This window comes from Haloplanus ruber (assembly GCF_024494725.1).
GTDB classification, from domain to species: Archaea; Halobacteriota; Halobacteria; order Halobacteriales; family Haloferacaceae; genus Haloplanus; species Haloplanus ruber.
Window position 1 is genome coordinate 435851 of the sequence record NZ_JANHDK010000001.1, and the last position, 13741, is coordinate 449591.

The 13741-nt window shown below is 67.4% G+C and carries 15 protein-coding genes; 4 read left to right on the forward strand and 11 right to left on the reverse strand.

The window, feature by feature from the left end; all coding sequences use genetic code 11:
- Positions 1 to 15: 15 nt before the first annotated feature.
- Positions 16 to 210, forward strand: coding sequence for a 30S ribosomal protein S17e (locus tag NO878_RS02315; RefSeq protein WP_256404347.1), 195 nt, complete (start codon positions 16 to 18; stop codon positions 208 to 210).
- Between the two features lie 91 nt (positions 211 to 301).
- On the opposite strand, the gene NO878_RS02320 is transcribed toward NO878_RS02315, so the two are convergent.
- The 9 genes from NO878_RS02320 to NO878_RS02360 all read right to left on the reverse strand — a co-directional run bounded on the left by NO878_RS02320 (position 302) and on the right by NO878_RS02360 (position 9225).
- On the reverse strand, positions 302 to 1843 hold the full coding sequence (locus NO878_RS02320; RefSeq protein WP_256404348.1) for an ATP-binding protein: 1542 nt from the start codon (positions 1841 to 1843) through the stop codon (positions 302 to 304).
- 90 nt (positions 1844 to 1933) lie between these two features.
- Entirely contained in the window at positions 1934 to 2188 is a 255-nt protein-coding gene (locus tag NO878_RS02325) for a DUF8022 family protein (protein WP_256404349.1), read from the reverse strand.
- A 1-nt stretch (position 2189) separates the two neighbouring features.
- Positions 2190 to 3740 carry an acyl-CoA carboxylase subunit beta gene (locus NO878_RS02330; protein WP_379823798.1) on the reverse strand — a complete coding sequence of 517 codons (1551 nt, stop codon included), beginning with the start codon at positions 3738 to 3740 and terminating at the stop codon, positions 2190 to 2192.
- A 62-nt stretch (positions 3741 to 3802) separates the two neighbouring features.
- The gene (locus tag NO878_RS02335; protein ID WP_256404350.1) at positions 3803 to 5221 is read right to left on the reverse strand and encodes a sodium-dependent transporter; all 1419 of its coding nucleotides are present in this window, start codon (positions 5219 to 5221) and stop codon (positions 3803 to 3805) included.
- A 65-nt stretch (positions 5222 to 5286) separates the two neighbouring features.
- Complete coding sequence (locus NO878_RS02340) at positions 5287 to 6624, reverse strand: sodium-dependent transporter (RefSeq protein WP_256404351.1); 1338 nt, start codon at positions 6622 to 6624, stop codon at positions 5287 to 5289.
- Positions 6625 to 6708: 84 nt separating this feature from the next.
- Positions 6709 to 7416, reverse strand: coding sequence for an SDR family NAD(P)-dependent oxidoreductase (locus NO878_RS02345; RefSeq protein WP_256404352.1), 708 nt, complete (start codon positions 7414 to 7416; stop codon positions 6709 to 6711).
- 62 nt (positions 7417 to 7478) lie between these two features.
- Positions 7479 to 8441 carry an NADPH:quinone reductase gene (locus tag NO878_RS02350; RefSeq protein WP_256404353.1) on the reverse strand — a complete coding sequence of 321 codons (963 nt, stop codon included), beginning with the start codon at positions 8439 to 8441 and terminating at the stop codon, positions 7479 to 7481.
- A 61-nt stretch (positions 8442 to 8502) separates the two neighbouring features.
- Complete coding sequence (locus tag NO878_RS02355; RefSeq protein ID WP_256404354.1) at positions 8503 to 8994, reverse strand: nucleoside deaminase; 492 nt, start codon at positions 8992 to 8994, stop codon at positions 8503 to 8505.
- Positions 8995 to 9087: 93 nt separating this feature from the next.
- Positions 9088 to 9225 carry a hypothetical protein gene (locus NO878_RS02360; RefSeq protein WP_256404355.1) on the reverse strand — a complete coding sequence of 46 codons (138 nt, stop codon included), beginning with the start codon at positions 9223 to 9225 and terminating at the stop codon, positions 9088 to 9090.
- Positions 9226 to 9251: 26 nt separating this feature from the next.
- Between NO878_RS02360 and sucC the strand changes: the two genes are divergently transcribed.
- Together sucC and sucD are read left to right on the forward strand one after the other, a co-directional pair.
- Positions 9252 to 10397 (forward strand): ADP-forming succinate--CoA ligase subunit beta, encoded by a 1146-nt coding sequence (gene sucC, locus NO878_RS02365; protein WP_256404356.1) that lies wholly within the window; start codon positions 9252 to 9254, stop codon positions 10395 to 10397.
- Entirely contained in the window at positions 10394 to 11263 is an 870-nt protein-coding gene (sucD, locus tag NO878_RS02370; protein WP_256404357.1) for a succinate--CoA ligase subunit alpha, read from the forward strand. The genes sucC and sucD overlap by 4 nt, the downstream gene beginning before the upstream one ends.
- A gap of 58 nt (positions 11264 to 11321) precedes the next feature.
- On the opposite strand, the gene NO878_RS02375 is transcribed toward sucD, so the two are convergent.
- Entirely contained in the window at positions 11322 to 12158 is an 837-nt protein-coding gene (locus tag NO878_RS02375) for a M14 family metallopeptidase (RefSeq protein WP_256404358.1), read from the reverse strand.
- A gap of 63 nt (positions 12159 to 12221) precedes the next feature.
- Between NO878_RS02375 and NO878_RS02380 the strand changes: the two genes are divergently transcribed.
- Positions 12222 to 13502: a hypothetical protein gene (locus tag NO878_RS02380; RefSeq protein WP_256404359.1), complete on the forward strand. Its 1281-nt coding sequence runs from the start codon at positions 12222 to 12224 to the stop codon at positions 13500 to 13502.
- 2 nt (positions 13503 to 13504) lie between these two features.
- Here NO878_RS02380 and NO878_RS02385 read toward each other — a convergent pair whose 3' ends face one another.
- Complete coding sequence (locus NO878_RS02385) at positions 13505 to 13708, reverse strand: FmdB family zinc ribbon protein (RefSeq protein WP_256404360.1); 204 nt, start codon at positions 13706 to 13708, stop codon at positions 13505 to 13507.
- Between the last annotated feature and the right edge of the window lie 33 nt (positions 13709 to 13741).

Here is a 13741-nt window from a genome sequence, read left to right on the forward strand (position 1 = left end):
AGCACAACTGTCCGTATGGCCATCAAACCCAAATACGTCAAACAGCTCGGCGGGCTCCTCCTGGAGCGATATCCGGAAGCGTTCAACACCGACTTCGAGACCAACAAGGACAGCGTCTCCAAGCTGACGAACGTCGAATCGAAGGGCGTTCGCAACCGGATCGCGGGCTACATCACGCGCAAGAAGGCTGGCGCGGCCGCTCAGGCCTAATACTGTCGGCTGTACGTCGCTAGAGACACAGCCCGTAGCGACGAGTCCGTCGAACGGGGGCCACGGATCGACCGCTCGTCGCCACTGTCGGTCACTCGGCCCGCCGAAGCTCCACGGCGAAGACCACGCCGCTCGGCTCGTTGTCCATCACCCGAACGCACCCACCGTACTTGTCGACGAGCACGTCGACGATGGAGAGGCCGAATCCGCCCCAGTCGCGGGCGTGCGAAAAGCCGCCGCCGTCGAATAGCTCCCCACGCCGTTCGGGGGGAATGCCGACCCCGTCGTCGGCGACGCGCACCGTGACCGTCTCTGCGTCCGCCTCGACGTCGACGGTCACGCTGATCGATCCGGCGTCGTTGTGTTCGACCGCGTTCGTCAGGAGGTGATCGAACACCGTCTCCAGCATGTCGTCGGCGTGGACCTGAGGGATTCCCTCGGGCGGGGACCACTCGACGGCCGCCTGCGGGTACGTCTCCCGGACGTTGGAGACGGCCGCCGAGAGCGGGTCGACGACGGAGATTGCTTGCTCCGTGGGTTCGTGGGTCACGTCGTTCGCCAGTCGTCGTGCCGTCTGGACGAGGTCGACGATTTCCTCGCTCCGGTGGCGGGCCACGTCCACGTCGTCACATCGGTCGTCGGGAACCTCTCGGGACAGCGCGTCGAGTTTCGCCAGCACGAGGTTCATGCCGTTGAGGATGTTGTGTCTGAGCAGTCGGTTCAGGAACTCGACGCGGGCGCGCTCCTGGCCGAGTTCCTGTTTGCGGCGGGTTCGCTCGGTCACGTCCCGCAGCGCCGAGAGATGACGCCCCGGCAGGACGTTCGCGGTGGCGGCGAAGGCGACGGTTCGAACCTCGCCGTCCGCGCGGACGAGGTCGAACTCGCCGCGCTGACGTCCATCGTCGAGAAACGACGACCACTGCTCGTCGACGTCGGCGTCATCGGGCGTGAAATCCGAGACCTGCTTGCCGATCAGCTCCGACCGGTCGAGGCCGAACAGGTCGGCGGCCGCGGGGTTCACGGCCACGTACCGGCCGCCGTCGTCGGTGACGACGAGGGCGTCGAGCGTTCCCTCGAACACCGCCCGGAACTGGCGTTCTCGCTCACTCAACCGGCGGTGACGACTCCGGGCCCGCAGGTCGTACCGGCTGACCAGCAGTCCGGCCACGGCACCCGTGGCGGCGATGTCGTACGCCAGGAACCACGGCGATTCGACGATGTGGCCGTGGCTCATGTGCAGAGAGAGGATGTACAGCGATACGAGACCGGAACCGACGAGGCCGGCGAGGACCCAGAATGCGGTCACCGTGGGCGCAGTTTCGTCGTCGCTTCCCCATCGGAGCCAGACGCCGGCCGCCACCAGCGTGGCGCCGAACACCAGCGGCACTAGGTCGCCCAGTAGCCCCTCGATAGAGAGTCCGTGACGGAACAGGTGATTGACGGGGACGGAGACGAGCAGTAGCCCGATACCGGCGACGACGCCGCTGCCCAGACGGCGACGCCACGCGACCGACAGGCCGCCGAATCGTGTCCCCAACCTCCCCGTGAGCCACCCCTTCTGTGGCTGCGTGGCGAGGAGTCCGACGGGACCTCCGATCTGCCCGTCGTCGATGCTCCCGCGTTCGTCGCTCACGAGGCCAGTTTTTGGACGGCGTCCGTATATGCGTATTGGACCGCGTTGGACCGTCTCTTAGGCAAAACGTGTCAACCGAAAAATCTTTGCTCAGAGTCGGTCGGTGCGCCCCGCAGCCGTCCAGTCGTCGGTCGGCACGCCGTCGGGGATTCGAACCGACCGACCCTGGAGGCTCTCGATCCGACCGGCGAAGACCCAGCGGCGCCCGTTCCACCGCTCCTCGGTTGGCGCCGCGGCGGCCGCCGCCGCGGCACGTTCGCCGTCACGCACGTGGGCACCGACCGCAGCCGCGATGGCCGCGGCTTCGGCGTCGTCGGCGTCGTCGGGGATGTCGAGTCCGTCCATCTCAGATCGGGATGTTGCCGTGTTTTTTCTCCGGGTTCGAGACGCGCTTGGTCGTGAGCATCTCTAGGTCGTCGATCAGGCGACGACGGGTGTCCTGCGGTTCGATCACGTCGTCGATGAACCCGCGGTCGGCGGCGGTGTAGGGGTTGGCGAACTCCTCGCGATACTCCGCGACGAGGTCCTGCCGGCGAGCCTCCGGGTCGTCCGCGTGGTCGAGTTCGTCGCTGTACAGGATGTTCACGGCGCCCTCCGGTCCCATGACCGCGAGTTCGGAGGTCGGCCACGCGTAGTTGACGTCGGCGCCCAGGTGTTTCGACGCCATGACACAGTAGGCGCCGCCGTAGGCTTTCCGCGTGATGACGGTCAACAGCGGGACCGTCGCCTCGGAGTAGGCATAGAGGAGTTTCGCGCCGTGGCGAATGATCCCCCGGTGTTCCTGGTCGGTCCCCGGCATATAACCAGGGACGTCGACGAGCGTGAGGATGGGGACGTTGAACGCGTCACAGAAGCGGACGAACCGCGAGGCCTTCATGCTGGCGTCGACGGTGAGGGTGCCGGCGTTCGACCGGGGCTGGTTAGCGACGACGCCGACCGAGCGTCCATCGAGGCGGCCAAACCCGACGACCACGTTGCGTGCCCAGTCGCCGTGGATCTCGAAGAACGAGCCCTCGTCGACGACGGCGTCGATCACGTCCGTCATGTCGTAGGGTTTCTGTGGCTCGTCCGGCACCACGTCGGTCAGCTCGTCGGCCGGACGATCCGGATCGTCCCAGGGGTCGAGCCGCGGCGGGTCCTCGACGTTGTTCTGAGGGAGGTAAGAGAGCAGGCGACGGATGTTATCGAGAGCCGTCTCCTCGTCCTCGAAGGCGCCGTGAGCGACCCCCGTCTCCGAGGCGTGGGTGACCGCCCCGCCGAGTTCCTCGAACGTGACCTCCTCGCCGGTGACGGTCTTGATCACGTCCGGCCCGGTGATGAACATGTGACTCGTGTCTTTCACCATGAAGACAAAGTCGGTGATGGCGGGAGAGTACACCGCGCCGCCGGCGCACGGACCCATAATGCCCGAAATTTGGGGGACGACGCCGCTAGCTTGCTGGTTTCGGTGAAAGATGTCGGTGAAGCCGGCGAGGCTGCGGACCCCCTCTTGGATGCGGGCGCCCGCGGAGTCGTTGAGGCCGACGATAGGCGCACCGACGTCCATCGCCTTATCCATCACCTTACAGATTTTCTCGGCCATCACCTCGCCGAGTGATCCGCCGAAGACGGTGAAGTCGTGGGCGAAGACGAAGGTCTTGCGCCCGTTCACGTCACCGTAGCCGGTGACGACGCCGTCGCCCGGCAGTTGTTTTTCCTCCATGCCGAACTTGTGGGTTCGGTGGGTTCGGAACTGGTCGAACTCCCGGAAGGTGCCGTCGTCGAGGAAGTAGTCGATCCGCTCGCGGGCGGTCATCTTCCCCTTCGAGTGCTGGGAGTCGATCCGGTCTTGGCCCCCGCCGAGGAGCGCCCGCTCCCGCTTCTCGCGGAGTTCCTCGATCCGCTCGTCCATGGTCATGGCCCACCACCTATCATCGTCCACAACAAGGTTCGACCGGCGGCAAAAGGATTCCGCCGCCGTCACACCGCCGCGCGCCCGCGCCGGAGGCCGATGAGCGCAATCCCGGCGCCGACGACCACGACGGCGGCCCCGACGGTCGGCCAGAAGCCGATTCGGGCGTCGACGCCGAACGTCGTCAGAAGGGTAAAGACCAGAAAGAGAGGGATGGCGACGCCGACAGCGAGCAGCCAGGGGGTGCCAAAGCGGGTCGCCAGCGGCCCCGCGCCGGTCGCGTACTCGGCGACCGCGTCGCGGCCGAGCACCCACCCCGCGAACAGCAGGAAGGCGATCAACCCGCCGGTGAGCAGCAGATCGACCAGCGTTCCGGCGACGAAGTCGAAGAGTCCGGGCTGGAAGGCGGTGATCGTCCCGGTTGTCGCGATGAGGGCGAGCAATGCCCCGACCGCCCGTCGCCGTGACCATCCCACCTCGTCGACGAGGACGGCGACCGGAATCTCCAGCATGCTAATCGAACTCGACAGCGCAGCGAAGGCGACGACGCCGAAAAACAGGATCGCGAGAAGTTCGCCCCCGGGCAACTGGGCGAACGCTCCGGCGATGCCGACGAACAGCGCCCCGGGGCCGCCACTCCCTGGGTCGATCCCCTGAGAGAAAAGCAGCGGGAAGACAACGAGGCCGGCGAGGACGCCCACGCCCGTGTTGAGGAGGGCGATGACCGACCCGTCGAAGGGAAGCGACCGATCCTCGTCGAGATAGGAGGCGTAGGTGATCATGGTTCCCGCGCCGACCGAGAGAGTAAAGAGCGCCTGCCCAGCCGCAGGCCCGAGGATCGAGAAGAAGTCCGCCCGAATGGTCGCGAGGTCGAAGGTGAGAAAGAAGTCGTAGCCGGCGCCGGCCCCTGTCCGTGTCGACACCCAAGCGGCCATCCCGACGAGGAGCGCGAGCACCGCAGGCATCATCACCTTCGTTCCGAGTTCGATCCCTCGACGGACGCCACCGAGGACGATCAGACCGGTGAGCGAGAGAAAGAGAAGGTGAAAGCCGGCAGCTTCGACGCCGAAAGAAATCGTCTCGAAGTACGCTCCCGGATTGGCGAGGTAGGCTGTCCCGCCGGTGACGGGACCGGTCAACGAGACCAGCAGGTATCGCAGGATCCACCCGCCGACGACGCTGTAAAACGAGAGGAGTGCGACGCCGGTTATCGCGGAGACACCGCCGACGGCGGCCCAGCGTCGCGATCCAGAGAGGTCGCCCAGCGCGCCCATGGGATTGCGCCGCGCCCGGCGACCGATGACGAACTCCCCGAGCAGTCCCGGCACGCCGACAGCGAGGACGATGACTAGATAGACGAGCAAGAAGGCGCTACCGCCGTTCTCGGCGGTCATCCAAGGGAACCGCCAGATGTTCCCCAGCCCGACCGCGCTCCCCGCGGCGGCCAGGATGAAGCCTGTGCGCGTACCCCACGTCTCTCGTGCCATTAGCAAACGGTGGGTGAATCCCCGTAAAGTGGGTTTCGAGTCGGGAGTCGTCAGCGGTCCGAGAGTTAGACGATAGCCTCGGCGATCAGTCCCGCCCGGACCGCCAGCGACTGCAGGCCCAGAAGCAGCGTCACCAGGACACCCAGGGGGACGACGGTGCGGACGAACCAGAGCCAGGCGGTGGCGCCACCCTCGCTCAGGCCGGTGCCCCGACGGAGTTCGGTGACGGCGTCGGCGGCGTCCACCCAGCCGACGAAGATGAGTAGGCAAAACACCGACAGGGGCAGCAGGAGGTTGTAGGCGATAGCGTTGTACCACGCGAGGATCGACAGCCCGAACGCGCTGGGAACGCCGAGCACGAAGATTGCGGCCCCGAGGCCCACCGCCAGCGTCGAGCGCGAGCGGTCGGTGTTGTCGACGAGGTAAGCGGTGACGACTTCGAGCAGACTGATCGCGGAGGAGAGCGCCGCGAGCAGGAGGACGACGAAGAAGACGACTCCGAGGAGGCGTCCGGCGGGCAACTGTGCGAAGGCACCGGCGAGGGTGATGAAGGCGGCACCGAGACCACCGCTCCCGGGATCGATACCCAGCGAGAAGAGGATGGGGAAGACGACCAGCCCCGCCAGCAGGCCGACGAACGTGTTGAGGACGACGATGGTCGCGCCGTCGGCCGGCAGCGAGTCGTCGCGGCCGAGATAGGAGGCGTAGGTGAGCATCGCACCCATCCCGAGCGAGAGGGTGAAGAAGGCCTGGCCCACCGCCGCCGGGAGGATGCTCCCGATGTTCGCCACGAGGGTGTCTATGTCGGGCGAGAGGTAGTAGGCGTAGCCGGCGCCGCCGCCGTCGAGGGTCGCGGCCCAGATGGCGAGACCGCCGAGTAGGACGACGATGCTCGGCACCATCAACTTCGTCGACCGCTCGATGCCGTCGGTGACGCCGAAGGCGACGACGCCGACGGTCAGTGCCATGAAGAGAGCGTGCAGGCCAATCGCCTCGGGGCCGGCGGAGATGGCTCCGAAGTACGCTTCGGACCCGGAGAAGTACGCCCCGGTGGCACTCCCGACGATGTACCGGATCACCCACCCGCCGACGACGCTGTAAAAGGAGAGGATCCAGAACGCCGAGATGGTGCCGATGGCGCCGACGACACGCCAGTCTCGGTGGCCGAGACGGGCGAAGGCGTCGATTGGGTTTCGTTCGGCGCGGCGACCGATCACGAACTCCGCAAGCATGGCGGGAAAGCCGATCACGAAGACGGCGGCCAGGTAGACGACGATGAAGGCGGCGCCCCCGTTTGCGCCCGTCTGGAACGGGAACTGCCAGACGTTACCGAGACCGACGGCGCTTCCGACGGCCGCGATGATAAAGCCGACCCGCGTCGCCCACGTTTCTCGCTGTGACATGCTCCGGCATCCACCACGACGGAAAAAAAGGATCACGATCCGCCGCGACGACCGCCGTGGTGTTGGGGCGCCGGGCCGGAGGCCTCAGGCCTCGCCGTAGACCGGGACCGCCGCGCCGCTGGTCGCCGCCGTCGCCTCCGAGGAGAGCGAGAGCACCGTTCGCGCGATGGTCGCGGGGTCGACCCAGGCGTCGTGGTCGGCGTCGGGCATCGCCTCGCGGTTCGCCGGCGTGTCGATGACACTCGGCATGACCGCGTTCGCTCGCACGACACCGGCGTTTTCGGCGGCGACCGTCTCGGTCAGGAGGCGCACTCCGGCCTTCGAGGCGCGGTAGGGACCGTCGCCCTCGCCGCCCGAGAGCGACGACCGCGACGCGACACTTACTAGAGTCCCTTCGCGCTCGCGCAGGTGTGGGAGCGCGTGTTTCGACGCCAGAAACATCGTCTTCAGATTCACGTCGAGCAGGAATTCGACGGTCTCGGCGTCCGTCTCGTGGAGCGGCGTTCCGCCCCGCCACGTCCCCGCGATGGGACAGAGGTGATCCAGGCCGCCGTGGGCGTCGACGACTGCCTCGACGACGCTCGCGACGTCCGACTCGTCGGTGAAGTCGCCCTCGTAGAAGTCGATAGCCGTCGGATCGATCAGTGCGTCCTCGTCGTCGGGCGCGACCAGGTCGGCGCCACAGACCGTCGCCCCGGCGTCGGCAAAGGCCGCCGCGACGGCGCTGCCGAGGGCGCCACTCGCACCCGTCACCAACACGACCCGGTCCGAGAAGTCGAAGGATACGGACATACTTGTGATTCGGTACCGAGGCTCAAAAGCCCGCGGGTGGTGGCGCTCGCCCGTGGATCGACTCAGGGTGTGACGACGAGCTTTCCGAGGAAGCTGTCGTGCAGGACGTCGCGCTGGGCTTGGGCCACCTCATCCAGGTCGTAGGTGCGGGCCACGTCGATGTCGAGGTCACCCTCACCGAGCAGGGTCGCGACCCGTTCGAGTCGCGGACGCAACGTCGGCGTGTTGTACATGCTCATAAACTGGAAGGTGAGTTCCTTCCCGCGGGCGGCGCCGTCGTTCGTGAAGCCGGCCGCAGGGTCGTTCTCGCCGATGCCGACGATCCGAGCGCCGTGATCGGCCACGTCGGCGTCGAACTGGAGGTAGTCATCGAGGCGGTGATCGAGGATCACGTCCGGGCCACCTGCGCTCGCCTCGACGACGGCTTCCCGCAGGTCGTCGCGGGCGTAGTCGAGGACGGCGTCGGCTCCGAGGGCGTCGAGGTGGTCGTGGTACGCGGGCGCGGCGGTGGTGACGACACGCGCCCCGGTTGCGGCGGCGAGTTGGACGGCCGCGTGGCCCACCCCGCCGCTTCCGCCGTGGATCAGCGCCGTCTCGGCGGGTTCGAGGCTGGCGTGGTCGATCAGCGCCCGCCAGGCGGTCACAGCGGCAACCCCCGCCCCGCCCGCGGCGACGAGGTCGGCGCCGGCTGGAAGTTCGACGACGCGGTCGGTCGGGACCGCGACGTACTCCGCGCAGGTACCGTAGTGGTCCTTGTTCAGGCCGGTGGCGACCACGGCATCGCCGGCGTCGATGCCCGCGACGTCGTCGCCGACCGAGGCGGCCTCACCCGCGGCGTCGACGCCCGTGACCATCGGCAGGGTGAATGGCTCGTAGGCACCCTCGCGAAAGTAGGTGTCCACGGGGTTGACACCCGCCGCCGCCACCTCGATCAGGACCTCGTCGGCGGCCGGTTCGGGCCGGTCGATCTCCTCGACTTGCAGTACCTCGGGGCCGCCGTACTCGTGGTATCGGACTGCGCGCATGAACCGGCGTACGTGGACCGCCCGAATAAAGCCACGCTGTCCTCGATTCACCGTCCCGCCGTCACCAGTCGAACTCCTCGTGGACCCGGCGCCCCTCGTCGTTCAGGACGGGGCCGACGACGTCGGTGACGCCATCGAGTACGTCCGCCGAGCGGACTGACGGACTATCCCCCGTGAACGCCCCGATTTCGTCGCCCCCGACGCTGTAGACGACGCGGCCGAACCCCGCCCGCACCATCCCGCCGGCACACATCGGGCACGGTTCGGTGCTCGTGTACATGACCGTCTCCGCGCGGTCCGCGGGGTCGAGTTCCCGGCACGCGCGGTAGGCGAGATGGAGTTCGGGGTGGCGGCGAATGTCGTCTTCCGTGACGATTCGGTTCGAGTCGGCCATGACGACTTCATCGTCGCGGACGAGGACGCTGCCGAACGGTTCGTCGCCCCGGTCGGCGGCCTCGCGGGCGAGTTCGAAGGTCCGCTGCATGTGCGACTCGTGGTCGAAGGCGTCGAAAGCGGCGTCGGTCACGTCCCCATCGTCGACCGGGAAAGGCATTAAACGCCCGCCACGCGCCCCGACTGGTCCCGTGGTCGTGAGAGGCGTATCGACCGATCTTGCGTTCAGAACCCGTCCGCCACGGCGTCAATCTCACTCGACACAGCGGTCGCCGAAGACACAGCCCACGTCGTACGGGCCGCCGTGGCCCTCTATTGTGCCGTCTCGATTCTCGACCCTGGCGACGACGCCGAGTGACAGTTCGCTCCGACCGATACTACTAACTCCCATTCGCCGGTACCTCGGAACGATTCGACATGAGACTCCACGAGTATCAGGCGAAGGGTATCTTCGCCGACGCCGGGATTCCGACGCCCGACTCCCGGCTCGCGACGAGCGTCGACGAGGTGGTTGACGCCGGGGCGGCGCTCGGTTACCCGGTCGCGGTCAAGGCACAGGTCCACGTCGGCGGCCGCGGAAAGGCCGGCGGCATCGAAATCGCGACCGACGACGACGAACTCCGCGAGGCCGCGGACGCCATCTTGGGGATGGATCTCAAGGGCTATCACGTCGACCGCGTTCTCGTCGAGTCGGCCGTCGACTTCGTGAACGAACTCTATCTCGGTGTGACGATGGACCGTGGCGAGGGCGAACCCGTCGCGATGGTCTCCTCCGAGGGTGGCGTCGATATCGAGTCGGTCGCCGAGGAGACGCCCGAGGCCATCGCCCGCGAGGGGGTCGATCCCGCGTTCGGGATGCACCCCTATCAGGCTCGCAAGGCCGTCTACGAGGCAGGGGTGCCACGCGATGTGTCCCGCGCCGTCGCAAGCGTCCTGGAGACGTTGTACGACCTCTGGGAGAGCAAGGACGCCAGCGAGGCCGAGATCAATCCGCTGATGGTGACCGACGGCGGCGACGTCGTCGCCGCGGACGCCGTCTTGAACGTCGACGACGACGCGCTCTTTCGCCACCCCGACCTCGCGGACATGGAAGAGGAGTCGTACACCGACGACCTCGAACGCAAGGCCGGCGAATACGGCTTCGACTACGTTCGCCTCTCGGGCAACGTCGGCATCATCGGCAACGGCGCCGGCCTCGTCATGGCGACACTCGATCTCGTCGACCACTACGGCGGTGACCCCGCGAACTTCCTCGACATCGGCGGTGGCGCCAAGGCCGAACGCGTCACCAACGCCCTCGATATGGTGTTCTCCGACCCCAACGTCGACTCCGTCGTGTTCAACATCTTCGGTGGCATCACCCGCGGCGACGAGGTGGCCCGCGGTATCAACGACGCGCTCTCGCAGTTCGACGAGATTCCAAAGCCCGTCGTGGTCCGTCTCGCCGGGACCAACGCGAGCGAAGGGATGGAGATTCTCGACACCAGCCTCGTCCAGGTCGAGGAGACACTGGAGGACGCCGTCCAGCGTGCGGTCGCCAACGCCGAGGAGGTGCAGTCATGAGCGTCTTGGTCGACGCCGACACCCGCGTGGTCGTACAGGGGATCACCGGCGGGGAAGGCAAGTTCCACGCCGAGCAGATGATCGAGTACGGCACGAACGTCGTCGCCGGCGCGGTGCCCGGCAAAGGCGGTCAAGAGGTCGCCGGCGTTCCCGTCTACGACACCGTCCACGAGGCCGTCCGGCAGGAGGACGCGGACGCCTCCGTGGTCTTCGTTCCGCCTGCCTTCGCCGCCGACGCGCTGTTCGAGGCCCTCGACACCTCGCTCGACCTCGTCGTCGCTATCACCGAGGGCATCCCGACCCAGGACATGGCGACGGTGAACCGTCGACTCTCGGAGACGGATACGCACCTCGTCGGCCCGAACTGTCCGGGCGTCATCACGCCCGGCGAGGCGAAACTCGGCATTCTCCCCGGCAACATCTTCGCTTCGGGGAACGTCGGTCTCGTCTCCCGGTCGGGGACGCTCACCTACCAGGTGGTCGACAACCTGACCAACCGCGGCATTGGGCAGACGACCGCAATCGGCATCGGCGGCGACCCTATCATCGGCACCTCCTTCATCGACGCTCTCGAACTCTTCGAGGCCGATCCGGAGACTGAGGCGGTCGCCATGTGCGGTGAGATCGGTGGCGAAGACGAGGAGGAAGCCGCGGAGTATATCGCCACGCAAATGGACACGCCCGTGGCGGCCTTCATCGCCGGGCGGACGGCCCCGCCGGGCAAGCGCATGGGCCACGCCGGCGCCATCGTCTCCGGGAGCGGCACCGGGACGGCCGAGAGCAAGATCAACGCGCTCAACGACGCCGGCGTTCCCGTCGGCGATACGCCCGAAGAGGTCGCGGACCACATCGAAGGCTACCTCTAGCCGCTGTACTCGCGACGCGGTCGACCATCGACGGCTTCGGACCGGCGTTCGTCGCCGGCTAGTCGTCGGTCGCTCCGTCGGCCATCGACTCCGCGTCGTCGCCCGGGACGGGGAGCGTCGACAGCCTGCCCCGGTGAGTCGAGCGGTAGCCGAGGAGGACGTCGTGGCCGTCGCTGGACATGAGGACGGGACAGAACTCCTCGTCGGCCGTCAGGTCGTCGCCGTCGACGGTGGCAAACGGTTCGCCGGCGGGAACGCGCTCGAAGTTCTCGCCGAGGAACCGGTAGGCTCGGCCGGGTTCCTTGTAGACGGGATCGGTCACCTCGTAGAAGTCGGGGTCGGGCGCGGGCGGTTCGCCAGGGAGGACATCCGTGGCCCGGAGAAAGGCCACCAGACAGTCGTAGGCGTTGTCGGCGGCCGCGGCCGAGCCTTGGTGGCCCGCCTCGATATCGACGAATCCGGGCAGTTCGACCGAGCGGCCGTCGGCGACGACGGTGAAATCGACAACGGCGTCGACGGGCAGGTGGGCCACGGCGTCGCGTTTTCGCTCGTTCAGATACGCCACGTTGGCGAACGGGCGGTCGTAGGAGACCGTCGAGTGGATGCCGAGTGCGAGACAGTCCTGGACTTCGGTCATGAGTTCGGCGGCGAGGCGCTCCTCGTACTGGTCGCTCTCGGGGTCGCCGGGCAGACACCGGTTGAGGTCCGTATCGACGTACCGGACGCCCCGCTCTAGGGCGCGTTCGTTGGCGACGATCAACTTCGCCGGGCGGTCGACGTCGGGTTCGGTTTCGAGGAAGCGCTGGATCGCACGGGCGCCACAGGGTTCGTCCCCGTGGACGGCGCCAACGACCGCGACCTCGGGGGTCCCGTCACCGACCGTGTGGACCTGCATGGACGGTACTGGGAGGCCCGCCCCCGAAAAACTGTCCCATCGGCTCCGGCGATAACAAGCTTGATGCCCGTTCCCGGGGACAGTTCGGCCGATGAGGATTCGAGTCAGCCGTCGGGAGGTGAGAGGGGCGGACGGCGCAACGACCGGGCGCCCGGAACGGTGATTCCGTCGCCGCCGCGGACCGTCGCCGGCCGTCTCGCCGGAGCCGACCGCCTGTCGACCGCCCAGCAGGCGATCCTGGGCTACTACGCGGAGAGCGGCCGCTTTGACTACCGCGCCCTCCGGATCAAATCGGCGGTCGACGAGACGCTCGATGCCATCCTCGACGACGTGTACGCCGACATCGAGGACGCCGTCGCCGCGGAACTGGGCGTCGAGACGGTCGATTTCGCGTACGAGACGAAGCTCACGCTCCCGGCGGAGCTAACGCTTGGCTACCTGTACCGACGGGCAATCGCACGCTCGACGGCCGGCTACGACCCGGTCACCGACGACGCTACCGGGCTCCGGGGACGACTGGGCCGTGTCGACCCGTCCGCGACCGCCAACCGCGAGGCGCGCGAGTACGTCGAACGCGCCGAGGAGGCGACCGCACTCATCGTCCAAGCGCTGCTCGATGGCGATATGCGCGACGCGATCAACGACGACGAGTTCGAGGACTTCGCGGTGCGTGTCGACGGCGACGACGTCGACCGCGAGCGGGTTGCAGTGGTCGCACAGACACACCTCCAAACCGTCGTCGAGGCGGCGTTCGACCGCGCGCCCGACGCGGTGCGGGTCGCCTACGATGACGCGGTCGAACGGTCCGAAGCCCACCAGGCACAGGACCACCGGTTCCGCGAACTGCTCGCCGACGCCCTCGACGGCGACACCGAGGCCGTCGACCGCATCGAATCCGAGTACAAGTTCGCACCTGTCCCCGACGACGCCCCATTCGAGGGCGCGGAACGCGACCTTCCGTATCTCCGGACCCAGTACGACCGCGTGGGCGTCATCTACCGCGGAATGCTCGATGCCTACCGCGGCATCGGCTTCGAAATCCCTGCCGCGTTCGGGACGTCCATCGTCCTCGCGATCATCGGCGCACAGATCTGGCTCGACGACGTCGACGACTACCGCGACGACGTGGCCGAGGGACAGCTCACGCCCGTCACCGCGGAGTATGTCCTCGCGGACGACGACCCGACGGGATACGAGAACGTCGTCGCCGTCGCCGAGCGCTACTTCGATTTAGCCCGGGAACACGCCGCCGAGGCAGGGTCGCCACTCAACGGCATCGCTATCGAGTACATCCTCCGTTCGGGCGACCCGAGGCGACTCCCCGGGAGCGGCACCGACGCGTAGCCTTACCCGGGCGCGCCGCCGCCGCCACCGGCGTACATCCGCCCAACCTCCTCTAGGTTGGGCGATCCACACTCGTCACACGTCGCCTCGTCGGCTTCCGCGTTCGTCGTGAACGTCGTATCGCACTCTTGACACTCGTAGTCGTAGAGCACTGTCTCCCCGTCGTCGGGTGCCAATAGCTCCTTTACCTTGTCCATGAGGCTCATACGTCACCACCGACCACACGTTACCGAGTATCG

Coding starts and splice junctions, on each gene's coding strand:
- NO878_RS02375 (WP_256404358.1), bottom strand. CDS start 12,158: ATGCAGGTCCACACGGTCGGTGACGGGACCCCCGAGGTCGCGGTCGTT.
- NO878_RS02315 (WP_256404347.1), top strand. CDS start 16: ATGGCCATCAAACCCAAATACGTCAAACAGCTCGGCGGGCTCCTCCTG.
- NO878_RS02335 (WP_256404350.1), bottom strand. CDS start 5,221: ATGGCACGAGAGACGTGGGGTACGCGCACAGGCTTCATCCTGGCCGCC.
- NO878_RS02360 (WP_256404355.1), bottom strand. CDS start 9,225: ATGGGAGTTAGTAGTATCGGTCGGAGCGAACTGTCACTCGGCGTCGTC.
- NO878_RS02350 (WP_256404353.1), bottom strand. CDS start 8,441: ATGCGCGCAGTCCGATACCACGAGTACGGCGGCCCCGAGGTACTGCAA.
- NO878_RS02355 (WP_256404354.1), bottom strand. CDS start 8,994: ATGCCTTTCCCGGTCGACGATGGGGACGTGACCGACGCCGCTTTCGAC.
- sucD (WP_256404357.1), top strand. CDS start 10,394: ATGAGCGTCTTGGTCGACGCCGACACCCGCGTGGTCGTACAGGGGATC.
- NO878_RS02325 (WP_256404349.1), bottom strand. CDS start 2,188: ATGGACGGACTCGACATCCCCGACGACGCCGACGACGCCGAAGCCGCG.
- sucC (WP_256404356.1), top strand. CDS start 9,252: ATGAGACTCCACGAGTATCAGGCGAAGGGTATCTTCGCCGACGCCGGG.
- NO878_RS02330 (WP_379823798.1), bottom strand. CDS start 3,740: ATGACCATGGACGAGCGGATCGAGGAACTCCGCGAGAAGCGGGAGCGG.
- NO878_RS02380 (WP_256404359.1), top strand. CDS start 12,222: ATGCCCGTTCCCGGGGACAGTTCGGCCGATGAGGATTCGAGTCAGCCG.
- NO878_RS02345 (WP_256404352.1), bottom strand. CDS start 7,416: ATGTCCGTATCCTTCGACTTCTCGGACCGGGTCGTGTTGGTGACGGGT.
- NO878_RS02385 (WP_256404360.1), bottom strand. CDS start 13,708: ATGAGCCTCATGGACAAGGTAAAGGAGCTATTGGCACCCGACGACGGG.
- NO878_RS02340 (WP_256404351.1), bottom strand. CDS start 6,624: ATGTCACAGCGAGAAACGTGGGCGACGCGGGTCGGCTTTATCATCGCG.